The 17,821-nt window shown below is 69.6% G+C and carries 18 protein-coding genes; 6 read left to right on the top strand and 12 right to left on the bottom strand.

Annotation, left to right across the window (positions count from 1 at the left end; translation table 11 throughout):
• Nucleotides 1–8: 8 nt before the first annotated feature.
• The 5 genes from DEJ04_RS08885 to DEJ04_RS08865 all read right to left on the bottom strand — a co-directional run bounded on the left by DEJ04_RS08885 (nt 9) and on the right by DEJ04_RS08865 (nt 6,702).
• Nucleotides 9–1,301 carry an ABC transporter permease gene (locus tag DEJ04_RS08885; protein ID WP_084741425.1) on the bottom strand — a complete coding sequence of 431 codons (1,293 nt, stop codon included), beginning with the start codon at nt 1,299–1,301 and terminating at the stop codon, nt 9–11.
• A complete protein-coding gene (locus tag DEJ04_RS08880; protein WP_181437774.1) occupies nt 1,298–2,665 on the bottom strand; it encodes an ABC transporter permease in 1,368 nt (455 codons plus the stop codon). Before DEJ04_RS08880 ends, DEJ04_RS08885 begins: the two co-directional genes overlap by 4 nt.
• Nucleotides 2,662–4,182, bottom strand: a complete 1,521-nt coding sequence (locus DEJ04_RS08875; RefSeq protein ID WP_111046840.1) for an ABC transporter ATP-binding protein — start codon at nt 4,180–4,182, stop codon at nt 2,662–2,664. Before DEJ04_RS08875 ends, DEJ04_RS08880 begins: the two co-directional genes overlap by 4 nt.
• Before the next feature lie 141 nt (nt 4,183–4,323).
• Nucleotides 4,324–5,388, bottom strand: a complete 1,065-nt coding sequence (locus tag DEJ04_RS08870; protein ID WP_027466452.1) for a BMP family protein — start codon at nt 5,386–5,388, stop codon at nt 4,324–4,326.
• A 198-nt stretch (nt 5,389–5,586) separates the two neighbouring features.
• Nucleotides 5,587–6,702: a mannose-1-phosphate guanylyltransferase gene (locus tag DEJ04_RS08865; RefSeq protein WP_027466449.1), complete on the bottom strand. Its 1,116-nt coding sequence runs from the start codon at nt 6,700–6,702 to the stop codon at nt 5,587–5,589.
• A gap of 166 nt (nt 6,703–6,868) precedes the next feature.
• Between DEJ04_RS08865 and DEJ04_RS08860 the strand changes: the two genes are divergently transcribed.
• The 6 genes from DEJ04_RS08860 (at nt 6,869) to DEJ04_RS08835 (ending at nt 12,401) form a co-directional block, all read left to right on the top strand.
• On the top strand, nt 6,869–8,104 hold the full coding sequence (locus DEJ04_RS08860; protein WP_246551950.1) for a glycosyltransferase family 1 protein: 1,236 nt from the start codon (nt 6,869–6,871) through the stop codon (nt 8,102–8,104).
• A 78-nt stretch (nt 8,105–8,182) separates the two neighbouring features.
• Nucleotides 8,183–8,632, top strand: a complete 450-nt coding sequence (gene sdhC / locus DEJ04_RS08855) for a succinate dehydrogenase, cytochrome b556 subunit (RefSeq protein ID WP_017888739.1) — start codon at nt 8,183–8,185, stop codon at nt 8,630–8,632.
• Nucleotides 8,633–8,643: 11 nt separating this feature from the next.
• Nucleotides 8,644–9,090 carry a succinate dehydrogenase, hydrophobic membrane anchor protein gene (gene sdhD / locus DEJ04_RS08850; protein ID WP_027466446.1) on the top strand — a complete coding sequence of 149 codons (447 nt, stop codon included), beginning with the start codon at nt 8,644–8,646 and terminating at the stop codon, nt 9,088–9,090.
• Nucleotides 9,091–9,139: 49 nt separating this feature from the next.
• On the top strand, nt 9,140–10,933 hold the full coding sequence (gene sdhA, locus DEJ04_RS08845; protein WP_027466445.1) for a succinate dehydrogenase flavoprotein subunit: 1,794 nt from the start codon (nt 9,140–9,142) through the stop codon (nt 10,931–10,933).
• Nucleotide 10,934: 1 nt separating this feature from the next.
• Nucleotides 10,935–11,708, top strand: coding sequence for a succinate dehydrogenase iron-sulfur subunit (locus DEJ04_RS08840; RefSeq protein WP_017888736.1), 774 nt, complete (start codon nt 10,935–10,937; stop codon nt 11,706–11,708).
• A gap of 51 nt (nt 11,709–11,759) precedes the next feature.
• Nucleotides 11,760–12,401 carry a TNT domain-containing protein gene (locus DEJ04_RS08835; RefSeq protein WP_071244287.1) on the top strand — a complete coding sequence of 214 codons (642 nt, stop codon included), beginning with the start codon at nt 11,760–11,762 and terminating at the stop codon, nt 12,399–12,401.
• A 67-nt stretch (nt 12,402–12,468) separates the two neighbouring features.
• Here the strand turns inward: DEJ04_RS08835 and DEJ04_RS18805 are convergent, their stop codons facing one another.
• The 7 genes from DEJ04_RS18805 to DEJ04_RS08800 form a co-directional block, all read right to left on the bottom strand.
• On the bottom strand, nt 12,469–13,278 hold the full coding sequence (locus DEJ04_RS18805) for a DUF805 domain-containing protein (protein ID WP_111046838.1): 810 nt from the start codon (nt 13,276–13,278) through the stop codon (nt 12,469–12,471).
• A complete protein-coding gene (locus tag DEJ04_RS08825) occupies nt 13,275–13,799 on the bottom strand; it encodes a DUF805 domain-containing protein (protein WP_111046837.1) in 525 nt (174 codons plus the stop codon). The genes DEJ04_RS18805 and DEJ04_RS08825 overlap by 4 nt, the downstream gene beginning before the upstream one ends.
• Nucleotides 13,796–14,380 carry a DUF805 domain-containing protein gene (locus tag DEJ04_RS08820; protein ID WP_111046836.1) on the bottom strand — a complete coding sequence of 195 codons (585 nt, stop codon included), beginning with the start codon at nt 14,378–14,380 and terminating at the stop codon, nt 13,796–13,798. Before DEJ04_RS08820 ends, DEJ04_RS08825 begins: the two co-directional genes overlap by 4 nt.
• Before the next feature lie 82 nt (nt 14,381–14,462).
• The gene (locus DEJ04_RS08815) at nt 14,463–14,999 is read right to left on the bottom strand and encodes a DUF805 domain-containing protein (RefSeq protein WP_111046835.1); all 537 of its coding nucleotides are present in this window, start codon (nt 14,997–14,999) and stop codon (nt 14,463–14,465) included.
• A 120-nt stretch (nt 15,000–15,119) separates the two neighbouring features.
• Entirely contained in the window at nt 15,120–16,052 is a 933-nt protein-coding gene (locus DEJ04_RS08810; RefSeq protein ID WP_111046834.1) for an NADP-dependent oxidoreductase, read from the bottom strand.
• Nucleotides 16,053–16,142: 90 nt separating this feature from the next.
• Nucleotides 16,143–17,300 (bottom strand): mannitol-1-phosphate 5-dehydrogenase, encoded by a 1,158-nt coding sequence (locus DEJ04_RS08805; protein WP_111046833.1) that lies wholly within the window; start codon nt 17,298–17,300, stop codon nt 16,143–16,145.
• A complete protein-coding gene (locus tag DEJ04_RS08800) occupies nt 17,297–17,734 on the bottom strand; it encodes a PTS sugar transporter subunit IIA (RefSeq protein WP_071244331.1) in 438 nt (145 codons plus the stop codon). Before DEJ04_RS08800 ends, DEJ04_RS08805 begins: the two co-directional genes overlap by 4 nt.
• Between the last annotated feature and the right edge of the window lie 87 nt (nt 17,735–17,821).

Here is a 17,821-nt window from a genome sequence, read left to right as displayed (position 1 = left end):
CCAGGCCGTCAGCTCTTGATGTATGGCTTGCCGGACGCGGCGGGGCCGCGCGACTGCCCGACCAGGCCGGCCACGGCGAAGATCGTCACCACGTACGGCAGCATCAGCAGGAACTCGCTCGGCACGGGCGAGCCGACCGCGCTGAGCGTGTTCTGCAGGTTCGACGCGAAGCCGAACAGCAGGGCGGCGAGCGTGGCCTTGATCGGGTCCCAGCGGCCGAAGATCACGGCGGCCAGGGCGATGTAGCCCGCGCCCGCGGTCATGTCCTTCGTGAACCCGCCGGTGGCGTCGAGCGTGAAGTACGCACCGCCGAGGCCCGCGATCGCACCGGCGAGCGAGACGTTCCAGAACCGGGTGCTCGTGACGTTGATGCCCACTGTGTCGGCGGCCTGCGGGTGCTCGCCGACGGCGCGGAGTCGCAGACCCCAACGGGTCTTGAACAGGCCGAAGGTGACGACCGCGACGGCGACGTAGGCCAGGTAGACGACGACCGACTGCTCGAAGAAGATCGGTCCGATGATCGGGATCTGGTGGAGCACCGGGACCTCGAACTTCGGGAACCGGATGCCGATGTTGAGCGTCTGCTGGTTCGGGGACAGCACCTGCGAGTACAGGAAGCCGGTCAGGCCCGAGATGAAGGCGTTGATGACGACACCGACGATGACCTGGTCGACCAGGTACTTGATGCTGAACGCCGCGAGGACGAACGACACGAGCACACCCGCGACGAGGGCACCGACGAGGCCGACCCAGGGCGACCCGGTGAGTGAGGCGATGAGCGCCGAGGTGAACGCACCGGCGAGGAACTGACCCTCGATCGCGATGTTCACCACGCCGACCCGCTCGGAGATGACGCCGCCGAGTGCACCGAAGACGAGCGGGACCGCGAGGCCGAGCGCACCGAAGAGCATGCCGGGGATGGTGATCGAGTCGCCAGCGACCGCCCATGCGAGGAAACCGACCACGAAGACGATCGCGAACACCGAGGTCACCCAGAGCGGCACACGTCGCGAGGCACGGGTCTCGACGATCGCGTACACCGTGGCGAGCGCGAGCAGCACGGTGACGACGATCCCGGTGGCCGTCGCCGGCAGCGGGAGGTTCGGCAGCGCGAAGAAGTCGCCCTTCGACGCCAGGCGGAGCGTCGCCGTTCCGGGGCGGTGTCCGAAGCCGAACAGCACGAGCGCGAGCAGCGTGAACACGCCGTACCCGATCGGGAGCTTCCAGCTGCGGGTCGTCTCGACCGGGCGGTCGTCCAGGGGCATGCGCGGCGCGGCCGCGGTGGGGCTGAGGGTGCTCATGCGGCGACCGCCTTCTTGCTGTTCTTGCTCGTCTTCGTGCGCTTGCGTGCACCCGGCTGCGGGATCCGGAAGATCGCGCGGACGAGCGGCGGCGCCGCGATGAAGAGGACGATGAGGGCCTGGATGACGCCGACGATGTCGATCGGGATGCCGTTGGCGGCCTGCATGGCGTAGCCACCGTTCTTCAGGACGCCGAACAGGATCGCCGCCCAGAACACGCCCCACGGCTTCGAACGGCCGAGCAGTGCCACGGTGATGGCGTCGAAGCCGATGCCGGCGTCGATGCCCGAGGTGAAGCCCGTGGTGACGGCGCCCTGCACCTGGTAGGCGCCGGCGATGCCGACCAGGGCACCGGAGATGACCATGACCCAGATGGTCAGCGACGGGACGCTCATGCCGGCCACGCGGGCGGCACGGGGGTTCTCACCGATGGTGCGGAACCGGAAGCCGAGCGACGACTTGTTGACGAGCCACCAGACGACGACGACCGCGATGATCGCGACGATGAACCCGAGGTCCACGCCGTACCGCACACCGAAGAGCTGCGGCAGGAGCGCGCTGTCCTTCGTGGCGGGCGAGATCGGGTTGCTGCTGCCCGGGGCCTGCAGCAGGCCCGGGGTGCGGAGCAGGTAGCTGACCAGGTAGAGCGCGACGTAGTTGAGCATGATCGTGACGACCACCTCGTTCGCACCCGTCCGGGCCTTGAGCACCCCGACGATGCCGCCCCAGACCGCGCCGCCGACGATGCCGGCGAGGATCGTGAGCGGGATGTGGATCGCGGCGGGCCCGTCGAACGAGAACCCGACCCACCCGGCGGCAGCGGCGCCCAGCAGGATCTGGCCCTGGCCGCCGATGTTGAACAGTCCGGCGCGGAAGGACAGCGCGATCCCGAGCCCGGCGGCGATGAGCGGCACCGAGTAGTCGACGGAGCGCGTGAGCGGCCCGATCGCCTGCTGGAAGGAGTCCGCGCCGAAGTTGAACACCGAGCCCTGGAACAGCGAGGCGTAGGCGCCGCCGACCGCGGTGCCGATCGCCTGGAGCATGTCGGTGGGGCGGGCGAAGAAGTAGCCGGCCGTGGCACGGACGTTCTCGTCCGTCACCGCGATGAGGATGCCGCACGCGACCAGCGCGAGGACGACGGCGAGCACCGTGACGAGCACGGAGCCGTTCAGGATCCCCTGCAGGGCGGCGTGCCAGCGGTCGCCACCGGCACCGTTGCGGCGCTCGGTGTCCTCTGCCGAGTCCGTCATCAGGTGCGGGGTCGACTCGACCTCCTGCAGACGGTCGTCGGTGAGCGGGGCGTCCGCGGTGCCGTGCGCAGCCGGGGTCGGCTGCTGCGTGTTGTCTGGTTCCTGCGCGGTCACGCGGCCAGCTCCGTTCCTTCGGGGAGTTCCCCGGCCATCATGAGGCCGAGGACGTCACGGGGGGTGGTCGCGGGGACGATGCCGACGATGCCGCCGCGGTACATCACGGCGATCCGGTCGGCCAGGGCCACGACCTCGTCGAGCTCGGTGGAGACGACGATGACCGGCACACCGGTGTCCCGGGTGGCGACGATGCGCTTGTGGACGAACTCGATCGAGCCGACGTCGATGCCGCGGGTGGGCTGCGCGGCGACGAACAGCCGCAGCTCACGGCTCAGTTCGCGCGCCAGGACGATCTTCTGCTGGTTGCCACCGGAGAGCCGACCGGCCGCGGTGGTGCGGCCCGGCGTCCGGATGTCGAACTCGGCGATCTTCTCGTCGGCGAAGGCGTCGCGCTCGGCCGAGCGGATCGTGCCGGCGCGGACGAACTCGGCGTGGTCGGCCCGGTCGAGCATCAGGTTCTCGGCGATCGTGAACTCACCGACCAGGCCGTCCTCCTTGCGGTCCTCGGGGACGAAGCCGACGCCGGCGTCGAGCACCTGCTTGACGCTCCGCCCGGTGAGTTCCTTGCCGTCGAGGGTGATGCGGCCGGCGTGGGCGGGCTCGAGGCCGATGATCGCCTCGGTGAGCTCGGTCTGCCCGTTGCCCTGCACCCCGGCGATCGCCAGGACCTCGCCGCGGCGCACCGTGAAGGAGACGTCGTCGACGAGCACGATGCCGGACGGGTCGGTCACGGTCAGGTTCTCGACGACCAGGGCGTCGGCGCCACCGGTCGCAGGAGCCTTGTCGACCACGAGCGAGACGGCACGGCCGACCATCAGCGCGGCCAACTCGTTGTTCGTGGCGGTCGGCGATGCCTCGCCGACGACCTTGCCGAGACGGATGACCGTGATGCGGTCGGCGACCTCGCGTACCTCGCGGAGCTTGTGGGTGATGAAGACGATCGCGGTGCCGGCTTCGCGGAGCTGGCGCATGATGCCCATCAGCTCGTCGGTCTCCTGCGGGGTGAGGACGGCCGTCGGCTCGTCGAACACCAGCACGGAGGCGTCGCGGGACAGCGCCTTGATGATCTCGACGCGCTGCTGCACACCGACGGGCAGGTCTTCGACCTTGGCGTCGGGGTCGACGTCGAACCCGAAGCGGTCGGAGATCTCCTGCACGCGCTTGCGGGCACCGGCCAGGTCGAGCCGCCCGCCGAAGGTGGTCTGCTCCTGCCCCAGCATGACGTTCTCGGCGACGGTGAACACGGGCACGAGCATGAAGTGCTGGTGCACCATGCCGATGCCGGCGCGCATGGCGTCACCGGGGCCGTCGAAGTCCTGCACCACGTCGTCGAGCAGGATCTCGCCCTCGTCGGCGTCGTACAGGCCGTACAGGACGTTCATCAGGGTGGACTTGCCGGCGCCGTTCTCACCCAGGAGGCAGTGGACCTCACCCGGCTCGACGGTGAGCGAGATGTGGTCGTTGGCGACCAGGGCGCCGAACCGCTTGGTGATGCCGCGGAGTTCGAGCTTCATGTTCGGGAGTCTATTTCTGTCTCGCGCGCGCCACGCGGGCGCACGGTGTCGCGTGCAGCCCGCGGATGCACGATGTGGTGTGCGCCACCCGGGCGCACGAGAACGCGGGCGAGGGATGCTCCCCCGCCCGCGTTCACCGGGTCAGGACTGGGTCTTGACCTTGATCGAGCCGTCGATGATGCCGGCCTTCACGTCGTCGAGCTCGCCCTGCAGGCCCTTGTCGACCTTGGACTCGAAGTCGTGGAACGGCGCGATGCCGACGCCGTCGTTCTCGAGGGTGCCCACGTACGGGTCCTTCGAGAACTTGTCGTCAGCCGCCTGCTCGACGACGTCCTTCACGGCCGGGCGCATGCCCTTCTCGACCGAGGTGAAGGCGATGTCCTTGTAGCGGGGGTCGGCCTCGTAGAGGTCGCTGTCCGCACCGATCAGGACGGAGCCGTTGTCGGCGTCCTTGATGGCCTCGGCAGCGGACTGGTAGATCGGGCCACCCACGGGCAGGATCACGTCGGCGTCCTGGTCGAGGAGCGTCTGCGCGACCGACTTGGCCTGCGTGCCGGCCTCGAAGCCACCGGTGAAGGAACCCTTGCCGGTGTCGACGTTCCAGCCGACGACCTTGACGTCCTTGTCCTTCTGCTCGTTGTAGTACTTCACGCCGTCCGCGAAGCCGTCCATGAAGATGGTGACGGTCGGGATCTGCATGCCACCGAAGGTGCCGACGACGCCGGTCTTCGAGTAGGACGCCGCCGCGTAGCCGGCGAGGAACGCCGCCTGCGAGGTGTCGAACGTGATCGGCTTGACGTTCTTCGCGTCGATCGAGTTGTCGTCGATGATCGCGAAGTCGGTGTCGGGGTTCGCAGCGGCCTGCTTCTTCGTGGCGTCGGCCAGGTTGAAGCCGACGGTCACGACGAGGTTGCAGTTCTGGCCGATGAGCTGCTCGATGTTCGAGTCGTAGACGGTGGCGTCCTTCGACTCGGCCTCCTTGTAGGTGGCACCGAGGTCCTTGGCGGCGTCCTTCATGCCCTCGTAGCCGAGCTGGTTGAACGACTTGTCGTCGAACCCACCGGCGTCGGAGACCATGCAGGGGCGGAAGTCGGTCTTCTTCGCCGAGTCGGTGGTGGACGGCGCCGAGGCGCAGCCGGCCAGGACGGCGACGGTGCCGGCGAGCGCGAGGCCGCTGAGGACGACCTGTCGGGTACGAGATGTCACGGGTTGGTTCCTCCGGGGAGCGTGCCCGGACCACGTGCGTTCCGGGCGATCGTGGCGACAGTACACGACCGTCGGGTCGGTACAGGACCCGTTGCGGGGGTCCTGCGGATCGGTTACGGGATCGCGACCCCGCCGAAACGCGCCCGTAACGCGGGGCCACTCATTCACCCCCAGTTCGAGGGGTTTGTCGATGGAGCGCTACAGGACGTCGCCGCGGCCGCTGATCTTCAGGGCATCCACGACGCCCTTGACCCGCTGCGCGTTCGCACTGGTGGTGACGAGCAGCGCGTCCGGGGTGTCCACGACGACGATGTCCTCGACGCCGATGAGCGAGATGAGCCGCTGGCTGTGCGAGATCACGATGCCGCTCGACGAGTCCGCCAGGATGCGGGCGCCGTCCCCGAGCACGGCGAGGTTGTTCGGCCGGCCGCCGGACTGCAGCTTGGCGAGCGAGGCGAAGTCGCCCACGTCGTCCCAGTCGAAGTCACCGGGGACGACCGCCATGCGTCCGGCAGCGGCGGCGGGCTCGGCGACCGTGTAGTCGATCGCGATCTTCTCGAGCATCGGCCACACGGCGTCGACGACGGCGCCGCGGGCCGAGGTGTCCCAGGCGTCGGCGAGTTCGTTGATGCCCGCCAGCAGCTCGGGCTTCGTCCGGCCGATCTCGGCGAGCAGCACGTCGGCGCGCGCGATGAACATGCCGGCGTTCCAGAGGTAGTTGCCCTGCTCGACGTACGAGCGGGCGGTGTCGAGGTCCGGCTTCTCGACGAATGACTTCACCGCGTGTGCGGTCGGAGCACCCTCGATGTCGAGCCCGGCGGTGTCGGCGTTGATGTAGCCGAAGCCGATCGCGGGTTCCGTCGGGGTGATGCCGATGGTGGTGACGTAGCCGGCACGGGCGACGGCGACGGCTTCGCGGACCGAGCGGCGGAAACCGCGGGCGTCACCGATGACGTGGTCGGCGGCGAACGAGCCGATGACGACATCGGGCTCGCGGCGCACCAGGATCGCCGCGGCCAGGCCGATGGCCGCCGTGGAGTCCTTCGGTTCGCTCTCGAGCACCACGTTGTGGTCCTCGACGCCGGGCAGCTGCGACTCCACCGCGACCCGGTGCGCACGGCCGGTGACGACCATGATCCGCTGGTCGCCGGCGAGCGGCGCCAGGCGGTCCCAGGTCTGCCGCAGCAGCGAGGTGCCGGAACCCGTCAGGTCGTGCAGGAACTTGGGTGCGTCCGCGCGCGACAACGGCCACAGGCGCGATCCGATGCCCCCTGCGGGGATGATCGCGTAGAAGTCTTCGAGAGCGTCAGCCACGCGCTCACCGTACCGGTCCCACCGGGCGGATCCTGGGTGGTCTCCGCACGATTCCCGCATGCGGGCTCCCGCAGCGTCGGCCGTCGCGTTGTTCACCCGGCGCGCGCGTCCCGTTCACGTCGTCGGCCCCGCCGGGTCACGTCACGCCCGGAGCATGGGCAGCACCATGAGCGCACGCAGCGTGGAGCGCGGCACGTCCCCCCGGACCGTCGCCGTCGTGACCGAGAGCTTCCTGCCCACCCTCAACGGCGTGACCACCAGTGTCCTGGCGGTCCTCGACCACCTGGAACGACGGGGTCACCGCGCGGTCGTGATCGCCCCGGACACCCCCGGCCTGGCGCAGTTCCGGTCGCGCAGCGCCGTCGAGCGCTACCGCTCCTTCGACGTCCACCGCATCCCCGCCGTCGCCTACCGCCAGTTCCCGGTGGCCCTCCCCCACCCGGTGCTCGACACGATCCTCGCCGCCTCCGGCGCCGACGTGCTCCACGCCGCCAGTCCGTTCCTGCTGGGTGGGCGCGCGATCACGGCAGCCGGGAGGCTCGGCATCCCCTCCGTCGCCGTCTTCCAGACCGACGTGGCCGGGTTCGCCCGCCGCAACGGCCTGACCGCGACCGTCCCGTTGGTGCGGAAGATCCTCGGACGCATCCACGCCGGCGCCTCGCTGACGCTCGCCCCGTCGAGCGCGACGGCCGCGATGCTCGCCGAGGAGGGCGTGCCCCGCGTCGCCCGATGGGGTCGCGGCGTCGACACCGAGCTGTTCCACCCCGCGCGCCGGTCGACCGGACACGTGCGGGCACTCCGCCGCCGCCTGGCCCCGAACGGCGAGACCATCGTCGGGTACGTCGGACGCCTGGCCCCGGAGAAGGAGGTCGAGCGGCTCGCCGAACTCGGCGGCGTCCCCGGCATCCGGGTCGTCGTGGCCGGAGGGGGTCCGTCGCGGGCGATGCTCGAACGTCGGCTCCGGCACCTCGACGTCACCTTCACTGGCCCCCTGCGCGGCGACGCACTCGCCGACGCGTACGCGTCGCTCGACTTGTTCGTGCACACCGGTCCGGCCGAGACCTTCGGACAGACCCTGCAGGAGGCCCACGCCTCCGGCCTGCCGGTGATCGCACCGGCGTCCGGCGGCCCGCTCGACCTGGTCGCCCCGGGGCTCGACGGCGAGCTCTACGACGCCGATGTGCCGCAGGCCCTGCGGCACGCGGTCCTGCGGCTGCACCACGACCGCGCGCTGGCGGAGCGGATGGGTTCCGCCGGTCGGCTCCGTGTCGAGGGCACCACCTGGGAGGCCGTCGGCGACCAGCTCCTCGACCACCACGACACGGCCCGCACCATCGGCGCGCCGCCCGTCGGACGGGGCCTCCGGGCAGGTCGGGACGAGAAGGTCAGCGCCCGCGCATAGGATGGGTCGTGTTCCACACGAACACGAACGGCAAGGGCTCGCCGATCGGGCGAGCCCGTCCTATGGAAGGACGAGCTCATGGCTGAGCACACCGGCGGGGGTACGGCGACCGCGGTGCCCGACGTCTCGATCGAAGCCCCGCGGGCTTCTCGGACGCCACAGGGCACGCTCTACCGCGGATCGATCGGGATGTGGTCGTGGGTCCTCCACCGCATCACCGGCGTCGCGATCTACTTCTTCCTGCTCGTGCACATCCTCGACACGGCGCTCGTGCGGCTCTCCCCAGAGGCGTACAACGCGGTCATCGGCACGTACAAGACACCGATCATGAACCTCGGCGAGATCGCGCTCGTCATGGCCATCGTGTTCCACGCCTTCAACGGCCTGCGGATCATCCTGATCGACTTCTGGTCGAAGGGCCCGAAGTACCAGCGGGCCATGTTCTGGATCGTCATGGTCCTGTGGGCGGTGGCGATCGCGGGCTTCCTGCCCCGCCAGCTCATGAACCTCGTCGCGGACTTCAACTGAGGGGCACGAAGATGACCACACAGATCGTCGAACCTCCCCGCTCGGCCGCAGCCGCCCGCAGCACCACCAACTGGGAGAAGTGGGGCTGGATCTACATGCGCGCCTCGGGCGTGCTGCTCGTCGTGCTGATCTTCGGCCACCTCTTCGTCAACATGGTGGCCGGCGAGGGCGTCAAGCAGATCGACTTCGCCTTCGTCGCCGGCAAGTGGGCCAACCCCTTCTGGCAGGTCTGGGACTCGCTCATGCTGGTCCTCGCGCTCATCCACGGCTCGAACGGCATGCGCACGATCGTCAACGACTACGTGTCGAAGCCGGGCATCCGGAAGACGCTCCTCGTCGCGATCCTGGCCGCCTGCGTCGTGCTGATCGTCCTCGGGCTCCTCGTCTGCTGGACCTTCGACCCGTGCCCCGCCGGCGCCGCTGCCGCCGACCTGCCGTCCTTCTGCCCGGCGCAGTAGCACCACCACCGTTGCTGCCCGCGTTCCCACCGTCTACGGAAAGACCCCTGTGACCGAGACCACCGTCCACCACCACCAGTTCGACATCGTCATCATCGGCGCCGGAGGCGCGGGCATGCGAGCCGCGATCGAAGCCGGCCCGAAGGCGAAGACGGCCGTCATCTCGAAGCTCTACCCCACGCGGTCGCACACCGGTGCGGCGCAGGGCGGGATGGCCGCGGCCCTCGCGAACGTCGAAGAGGACTCGTGGGAGTGGCACACCTTCGACACGATCAAGGGCGGCGACTACCTGGTCGACCAGGACGCCGCCGAGATCCTCGCGAAAGAGGCGATCGACGCCGTCATCGACCTCGAGAACATGGGCCTGCCGTTCAACCGCACGCCCGAGGGCAAGATCGACCAGCGCCGATTCGGTGGGCACACCCGCGACCACGGCAAGTCCCCGGTCCGCCGGGCCTGCTACGCCGCCGACCGCACCGGGCACATGATCCTGCAGACGCTGTTCCAGAACTGCGTGAAGCTCGGCGTCGAGTTCTACAACGAGTTCTACGCGCTCGACCTCATCATGGTCGACGTCGTCGGTGACGACGGTGTCACCCGCCAGCAGCCGGCCGGCGTCGTCGCGTTCGAGCTCGCGACCGGTGAGCTGCACGTCTTCCACGCCAAGGCGATGATCTTCGCGACCGGCGGCTTCGGCAAGATGTACAAGACCACCTCGAACGCGCACACCCTGACCGGCGACGGCGTCGGCATCGTCTGGCGCAAGGGCCTGCCGCTCGAGGACATGGAGTTCTTCCAGTTCCACCCGACCGGGCTCGCCGGGCTCGGCATCCTGCTGACCGAGGGTGCCCGCGGCGAGGGCGCGATCCTCCGGAACGCCTCGGGTGAGCGCTTCATGGAGCGGTACGCCCCCACCATCAAGGACCTCGCACCGCGTGACATCGTCGCGCGCTGCATGGTGCAGGAAGTGGCCGAAGGTCGCGGCGCCGGTCCGAACAAGGACTACGTGCTGCTCGACTGCACGCACCTGGGCGCCGAGGTCCTCGAGACGAAGCTGCCGGACATCACCGAGTTCGCCCGCACGTACCTCGGCGTCGACCCGGTCGTCGAGCCGGTGCCCGTCATGCCGACCGCGCACTACGCGATGGGCGGGATCCCGACGAACGTCAAGGCCGAGGTCCTGTACGACAACACCACCGTCGTCCCCGGCCTGTACGCCGCCGGCGAGTGCGCCTGCGTCTCCGTGCACGGCTCCAACCGCCTCGGCACCAACTCGCTGCTCGACATCAACGTGTTCGGCAAGCGCTCGGGCAACAACGCCGCTGAGTGGGTCCAGACCGCCGAGTTCCTCCCCCTGCCAGAAGACCCGGCGGCCGGCGTCCGCGGCATGCTCGACCAGCTCCGTGCCTCGACCGGCACCGAGCGCGTCTCCGCCCTCCGCAAGGAACTGCAGGAGGAGATGGACAAGAACGCCCAGGTGTTCCGCACGGACGAGTCGCTCGCCCGCGTCACCGAGACGCTGCACACGCTCCGCAACCGCTTCATGCAGGTCTCCGTGCAGGACAAGGGCAAGCGGTTCAACACCGACCTGCTCGAGGCCGTCGAGCTCGGGTTCCTGCTCGACCTGGCCGAGGTCGTCGTCTACTCCGCGCGCAACCGCAAGGAGAGCCGCGGCGGCCACATGCGCGACGACTACCCGAAGCGCGACGACGAGAACTACATGCAGCACACCATGGCGTACCTGACGGGCGACCCGCACTCGTCACTCGCCGACGACCACATCACGCTCGACTGGAAGCCCGTCGTCATCACGCGGTACCAGCCGATGGAGAGGAAGTACTGAGATGACCGACACCCTGGTCTCCGAAGCACCCCGCACCGACACCGTGCAGGACGCCCCTCCCGGATCCTTCTCCGTCACGGTCATCGTCCGTCGCTTCGACCCCGACGTCGACGACGAGCCGCGCTGGCAGGACTTCGACGTCATGATGCTGCCGACCGACCGCATCCTCGACGCCCTGCACAAGATCAAGTGGGAGCAGGACGGGTCCCTGACCTTCCGCCGCTCGTGCGCGCACGGCGTGTGTGGTTCCGACGCGATGCGCATCAACGGTCGCAACCGCCTGGCGTGCAAGACCCTGATCAAGGACCTCGACGTCTCGAAGCCGATCTACGTCGAGGCGATCAAGGGACTGCCGCTCGAGAAGGACCTCGTCGTCGACATGGAGCCCTTCTTCCAGAGCTACCGCGAGGTGCAGCCGTTCCTGCAGTCCTCGTCGGCCCCGACGCCCGGCAAGGAGCGTGTGCAGTCCGTCGCCGACCGCGCCCGCTTCGACGACACCACGAAGTGCATCCTCTGCGCCGCGTGCACGTCGTCCTGCCCGGTGTTCTGGACCGACGGGCAGTACTTCGGCCCCGCTGCGATCGTGAACGCACACCGGTTCATCTTCGACTCCCGCGACGACGCCGCGAACGTCCGTCTCGACATCCTCAACGACAAGGAAGGCGTCTGGCGCTGCCGCACGACCTTCAACTGCACCGACGCGTGCCCCCGTGGCATCCAGGTGACGAAGGCGATCTCCGAGGTCAAGCAGGCGATCATGCGCGGCCGCGCGTAGTCCCGGCTCCGTCCAAGGCCCAGCACCACGTCGACCGATAGGCTCCCGACCATGACGTTCGCGGACACCCGCCCCATCCTCGACCAGCTCGGCTACACGACCCGGTACGTGCAGCTCCCCGGCGAGACCCTGCACGAACCGCCGGTCGAGGGGGCGCTCCGCATCGTCCAGACCGACGCTTCCGGCTACGCGCTCGAGGTCGTCGACTACGGAACGGCTCGTCGTCTCGCGCAGGCCACGGGCGAGGACGACGCGGTCGAGATGCTGCGCCGCTTCCTGAACCGTCCGTTCCCGGAGCCGCGCGACATCCCCCGTCATGAGCTCGAGGGGCTCCGCGACCGCGCAGCGTCGACCTACCCGCAGCTCGCGCAGCAGGTCGCACAGGCCGGCGAGCAGGGGCTGACCATCCAGATCCCGGCCGGTGTCCCCGTCGACCGCATCGGGGGCCCGGACGGCTACCTGCTGCACCCGCTCGACACCCCGCTGCCCAGCCGGTCACTGCCCCCGCACGTGACCTCCTCGCCGGAGACCCACCGCTACGTCGTCGACCGGCCGTTCCTGGTGAACGTCCGCTTCGTCCAGCCGTGGTTCGAGCAGCCGGGCGGCGCCCTGCGCTTCCAGATCGCCGACCCGTCGGCCACCGTGCGTGACCTGGTGGTCGACGGCGCGCTCGTCCGCCTCCGGGTCGTCTGACCCCACCGTTACACGAACAGTCCGCCCCGCGCTCGATGCGTGGGGCGGGCTGTTCTCGTTCGTGGAGCTATCGCAGGTCGGGGCGGTCGTACCGCGCACCGGCCGGGTTCGACGGCAGGCAGCCGAACACGATGGCTGCGGGGCTCGCGATGAGCGACACGAGCCAGAGCGGGCCCGGCAGGTTCGCGTCGTGGAGTCGGCGCCACGCGAGTGCCAGGTTCGGCACGAGGGTGGCGAGCCACCACAGTCCGAAGAGCCCGAGCAGCACGAAGGCGAACGGTGAAGGCGCCCCCGACACGTCGCGCGAGTACCCGTAGTCGTCCACGACGGTGGTGGACGGGCTGGTGGCGATCAGCAGGGCGATGAAGCCCCCGTAGAGCACGATCGTGACGATGGCGTTGGCCAGGAACCAGTACCAGTACTCACTGCGACCGGCACGACCGTCGAAGCGGGCGTACTTCTTGAAGAACCGGAGGAAGGCGTCGAGGAACCCGATGCCGTACCAGGGGGCCCACAGCGGCGGAACGCCGTCCGGGCCGACCGGTATCGGCTCCGCCAGCTGCGGGTACCCACCGACGTACGGCTGGGCGTACTGCTGGTACGGCTGCTGTCCGTAGCCGGGCTGCTGCCCGTAACCAGGCTGCTGCCCGTAACCAGGCTGCTGCCCGTAACCAGGCTGCTGCCCGTACCCAGGCTGCTGCCCGTACCCAGGCTGCTGCCCGTACCCAGGCTGCTCGCCGTAGCCGGGCTGCCGCCCGTAGAGAGGCGGCTCGCCGGCGCCCGGCTGCCCGTGAGCAGGCTGGTCACCGGAGCCCGGCTGCCCCTGAGGCTGACCGCCACCCGGCTGACCCCACTGCGGCGTCCCGTCGTTGCTCATCGACCGACCCCGGGCCGGTCGTACCGCGCGCCCTGCGAGTTCGACGGCAGCAACCCGAAGACGATGCCGACGACGCCGACGAACAGCGCGATGATCCAGAGCGCCCCGGACAGGTTCGCGTCGTGCAGGCGCCGCCAGCCGAGGGCGAGCGACGGCACCAGGGTCGCGAGACCCCAGAGCGCCAGCAGGACGAGCACGACCCAGAAGACCGGCGGGACCGGGTCGACGACGGTGATCTCGTTGCCGTAGTAGTCGACGGTCCGGCTGTTGAGCGTGGTGAGGCGGATGACCGTCCCGATGGCCACGAGTGCCCCGGTGACGATCGTGTTCGCCAGGAACCACCACCAGAACTCACTCCGGCTCGCACGGCCGCTGAACATGGCGTACTTCGCGAAGAAGCGCGCAACTGCCTTCGGGAACGAGATCCCGTACCACGGTGCCCATCGCGGCGGCGTCCCTGCGGCGTCGGTCTGCTGACCGGGCTGCTGCGGGGGCGCCCACTGCTGCGTGCTCTCGGTCATCGGGCGCCCTGCGGACGGTCAAAGCGCGCGCCCTGCGGGTTCGAGGGCAGCAGGCCGAACACGATGCCGACGATGCCGACGAAGATCGCGATGATCCACAGCGCGCCCGTCAGGTTCGCGTCGTGCAGGCGGCGCCAGCCGAGGGCGAGCGTCGGGATGATGATCGCGAGTCCCCAGAGCAGGAACAGGATGCCCGAGATGACGAAGAGTGCGGACGGCTCGGTGACGGTGGACTGGACGCTGGTCGACGTCGAGGACGACATCGACACGGTCGAGCGCTCGGAGGTCGCGAAACCGATGGCGTACAGGATGCCGAGGACGATGCCGACGATCGCGTTGGCGAGGTACCACCACCAGAACTCGCTCCGGCTGGCACGACCGCTGAACGTGGCGTACTTCTTGAAGAAGCGGCCGACGGCCTTGCCGAACGAGATCCCGTACCACGGTGCCCAGAGCGGCGGTTCGCCGTTCGGTCCGGTCGCCGGCTGCTGGCCGTACTGCGGTGCGCCGCCGTACTGCGGTGCGCCGCCGAACTGGGCGTTCGGCTGGTTGTTCGGATCCTGCGGGTACTGGTCGCTCACGTGGTCCCCCTCGAGTGTTGGCTGATGTTCGCGTCTGAGTCAACCAGAACTCCTGAGCGGCGGTCAGAACCGGTTCCGCGCGTCACCCCTGCATCGGACGGTCGTACTGCTGCCCCTGCGGGTTCGACGACATCAGGCCGATGATCAACGAGAACAGGATGCCGATCGGCGGGATGATGAACAACAGGGCGAGCAGGCCACTGAGGTTGACGTCGTGCAGCCGTCGCACGGTCAACGCGATGAAGCCGAGTGCGCAGGCCAGGCTCCAGAGACTGCCGAGTCCGTCCGAACCGTCGTCGACGAACGGCAGCACGTCGAACCCGCTCCCGATGATGCCGGCGGCAGCCGAACCGATCAGGTACCAGAGCGCCCAGAACCAGTACTCCGACTGACTGGCCCGACCGTCGAAGCGCACGTACTTCTTCCAGAAGCGCAAGAACGCCTGCGGGAAGGGGATGCCGTACCAGGGTGCCCAGAGCGGCGGCTCGGACCTCCCACCACTCGGCCGACCCGGACCGGGCTGACCGTACTGCCCCGGAGGCTGCTGCCCCCACGGTTGCTGTCCGTACGGGCCCTGCTGCTGGCCGTACGGGTCACGGGGCGGGTACTGGTCGCTCATCGGTCGGTTCCTTCCGGCGCGGCTGTCGGTCCACACAGAGTGTGGCACTCCCCCGCCCCGGTGAGCGTCATCCGCCCGGACGACACCTGACCCGACCGAGGACCTGGCGCGACGATGCTGTCAGGGCAGGAGCGCGAGCTTGCCCCCGGGGTGCCCGGACTCCAGCAGCTCCGCCGCCGCCTTCGCCTCCGCCAGCGGGAAGGTCCGCGCCACAGGTACCTCGAGCTGTCCGGCACCAGCCAGATCGATGAGCCGCTGCCGCACCGAGTCACGGAAGGCCTTGCTCGCCGGCTGCGCGCCGCCCACCGCGGCGATGCCGTCCGATGCGGCCCGCGCCTGCGCGGCGATCGTCACGATCCGTGACCGGTCCGCGACCAACGCGAGCGAGACGTCGACGGCCTCGTCGGTACCGACGCAGTCCAGTGCCACGTCGATGCCGGAGGGTGCGAGATCACGGACACGCGCCTCCAGGCCGTCGCCGTACGCGACCCACTCGCCACCGAAGCGTCGCACGACGTCCGCACCACGCTCCGACGCGGTGCCGATGACGCGGGTGCCGAGCAGCCGCAGCTGCTGGAGCAGGCTGACGCCGACCGCGCCCGAGGCGCCGTGCACCAGGACGGTGTCGCGCCCCTCGGCGCGGGTGACGCGGAGCATGTCGGCGGCAGTCGAGCCGGCGAGGAGCAGGTTGGCGGCCTCCGGGAAGCCGAGCGAAGCGGGCTTCGCGAAGACGTCGACCGCAGGCACCGTGACCGACTCGGCCCAGCCGCCGATGACGCGGAACGCGAGGACCTCGTCGCCGACCGTTCCACCACCCGACGCGATCTCGGTGTCGGGGCCGACGGCGGACAGGACGCCGGCGACCTCGTAGCCGACGGCGATGGGCAGGTCCGCGGGGCCGCCCTGGCGGGTGTGCTTGGTGTCTGCGGGGTTCATGCCGGCGGCGCGGACGGTGATGGTGACCTCGCCGGGGCCGGGTACCGGCACCTCCGCCTCGACGTACTCCAGGACTTCGCTGCCGCCGAACCGTGGGGCCACCCAGTGCTTCGTCATGCGGGCGACGGTACGCGTCGCGACCGCGGAACGGACGGGAGGCCCGTCACCAGCTGGTGACGGGCCTCCCGTTCGTCGGTGCTGACGTCGTCAGGCGCGCGCGGACCGGATCCGCTCGGTGAACGCGGCGTGCAGCGGGTGCTCCGCGGTGAGACCGGTGATCTGCGTGGCGACGTCCGCGTCGGACGCGTCCGACGCCAACAGCGCCTGCAGTTCGACGCTCTGCTCGTCGTCCGCGACGTCGAAGCGGAGCGCCGCGGCCATCGCGTCGAGGAGCGCGGTCGGCTCGGTGCCGTCCTCGGCCAGCGCGGCAGCGGGCGAGACGAACCGCTCGTCGCGCGACAGCTTGCGGAGCGGCTGGCGGCCGACGCGGGTCACCGTGTCGGGCAGGTGCGGGTTCTCGAACCGGCCGATGATCGCCTGCACGTACGCGCGGTGCACCTCAGGGTCGAGCTCGTGCCGGCGGATGAGCAGGTCACTCGTCTCGGCGAGCACGGACTCGAGCTCGGAGCGCACGGCGGGGATCGCGATGGCGTCCGAGATCTTGTCGGCCCCGGCGACGAAGCCGTGGTACGCGACGGTGGCGTGCCCGGTGTTGACGGTGAAGAGCTTGCGCTCGATCGACGCCGCGAGGCCGTCGACGTAGTGCGCGCCGGGGATCTCCGGCTCGTTCCCACCGAACGGCGTGCGGTCGATGGCCCACTCGAAGTAGGTCTCCACGGTGACGTCGAGTCCGCCGCCCTCGGGCTGCGCGGGCACGATGCGGTCGACGGCGGTGTTCGCGAAGACGGCCTTGGCCAGGGCGGCGTCGCGGCCGTCCTCGGGCAGGGCCGCGACGATGAACTCGCGCAGGCGGTCGGTGGCGTTGAGGGCGTTCTCGCACGCCATGACGGCGATCGGTGCGGCGTCCGCGTCGCGGGCGACGAGCGCACGGGCGATGACCGGGGCGATGAACTTCAGGACGTTCGGGCCGACGGCGCACGTCACGATCGCTGCGGTCGCGATCTCGGCGACCACGCCGTCCTCGTCCTGTGCGCTGTTCAGTGCGCGGAAGTTCGTGACCTCGTGGTCCTGGGCCCCGGCCCCGACCTCGTGCACGGTGTACGAGTCGGCTGCGGCCAGGGCATCGATGAGCGGGGCGGCGACGTCGGCGAAGACGACCTCGTACCCGGCCTCGTGGAGCAGGAGCCCGACGAAGCCGCGGCCGATGTTGCCGGCGCCGAAGTGGACGGCGGTGCTGGTGCTCACTCGTTGACCTCGCCGAGGATCGACAGGATCGCGGCGGTGTCGGCGGCGTCGGTGAGCTTCTGGACCTCGTCCTCGTCGGAGAACACGATCGCGATCTTCGACAGGATGTCGAGGTGCTCGTTGTTCACGCCGGCGATGCCGACGACGAAGCGCACGGGGTTGCCGTCCCAGTCGATCGGGCTGGCGTAGCGGATGAACGACAGGGCGGACGACTTGATGGCGTCCTTCGCGTCGTTGGTGCCGTGCGGGATGGCGAGGAAGTTGCCCATGTAGGTGGACACGCTCTTCTCACGCTCGAGCATGGCCGGGTAGTAGTCGGCCGTGACCGCGCCCGCAGCCTCGAGGATCTCGGCCGCCTCCTTCATCGCTTCCGACTTGGTCGGCGCGGTGTCCTCGGTGTGGATGCGGATCTGGCTCTCCTGCAGGACGGGCATCGGGGGTTCTCCTTGTGTTGAGGACGAGATGGAGGGGACGGGTCAGCCCCGTCCCCTCCGATACTGCACTTCGTTACTGGTTGTGGC

The organism is Curtobacterium sp. MCLR17_044, assembly GCF_003234435.1.
GTDB lineage: Bacteria > Actinomycetota > Actinomycetes > Actinomycetales > Microbacteriaceae > Curtobacterium > Curtobacterium flaccumfaciens.
The sequence above is the reverse complement of the archived record's forward strand: the minus strand, read 5'-3'. Positions and strand labels throughout refer to the sequence as shown.

Bases quoted from the DNA above. Each gene is read 5' to 3' on its own strand.
- DEJ04_RS08885 (WP_084741425.1), bottom strand. From the start codon at position 1,301: ATGAGCACCCTCAGCCCCACCGCGGCCGCGCCGCGCATGCCCCTGGAC.
- DEJ04_RS08875 (WP_111046840.1), bottom strand. From the start codon at position 4,182: ATGAAGCTCGAACTCCGCGGCATCACCAAGCGGTTCGGCGCCCTGGTC.
- DEJ04_RS08860 (WP_246551950.1), top strand. From the start codon at position 6,869: ATGAGCGCACGCAGCGTGGAGCGCGGCACGTCCCCCCGGACCGTCGCC.
- sdhC (WP_017888739.1), top strand. From the start codon at position 8,183: ATGGCTGAGCACACCGGCGGGGGTACGGCGACCGCGGTGCCCGACGTC.
- sdhD (WP_027466446.1), top strand. From the start codon at position 8,644: ATGACCACACAGATCGTCGAACCTCCCCGCTCGGCCGCAGCCGCCCGC.
- DEJ04_RS08840 (WP_017888736.1), top strand. From the start codon at position 10,935: ATGACCGACACCCTGGTCTCCGAAGCACCCCGCACCGACACCGTGCAG.
- DEJ04_RS08835 (WP_071244287.1), top strand. From the start codon at position 11,760: ATGACGTTCGCGGACACCCGCCCCATCCTCGACCAGCTCGGCTACACG.
- DEJ04_RS18805 (WP_111046838.1), bottom strand. From the start codon at position 13,278: ATGAGCAACGACGGGACGCCGCAGTGGGGTCAGCCGGGTGGCGGTCAG.
- DEJ04_RS08825 (WP_111046837.1), bottom strand. From the start codon at position 13,799: ATGACCGAGAGCACGCAGCAGTGGGCGCCCCCGCAGCAGCCCGGTCAG.
- DEJ04_RS08815 (WP_111046835.1), bottom strand. From the start codon at position 14,999: ATGAGCGACCAGTACCCGCCCCGTGACCCGTACGGCCAGCAGCAGGGC.
- DEJ04_RS08810 (WP_111046834.1), bottom strand. From the start codon at position 16,052: ATGACGAAGCACTGGGTGGCCCCACGGTTCGGCGGCAGCGAAGTCCTG.
- DEJ04_RS08800 (WP_071244331.1), bottom strand. From the start codon at position 17,734: ATGCCCGTCCTGCAGGAGAGCCAGATCCGCATCCACACCGAGGACACC.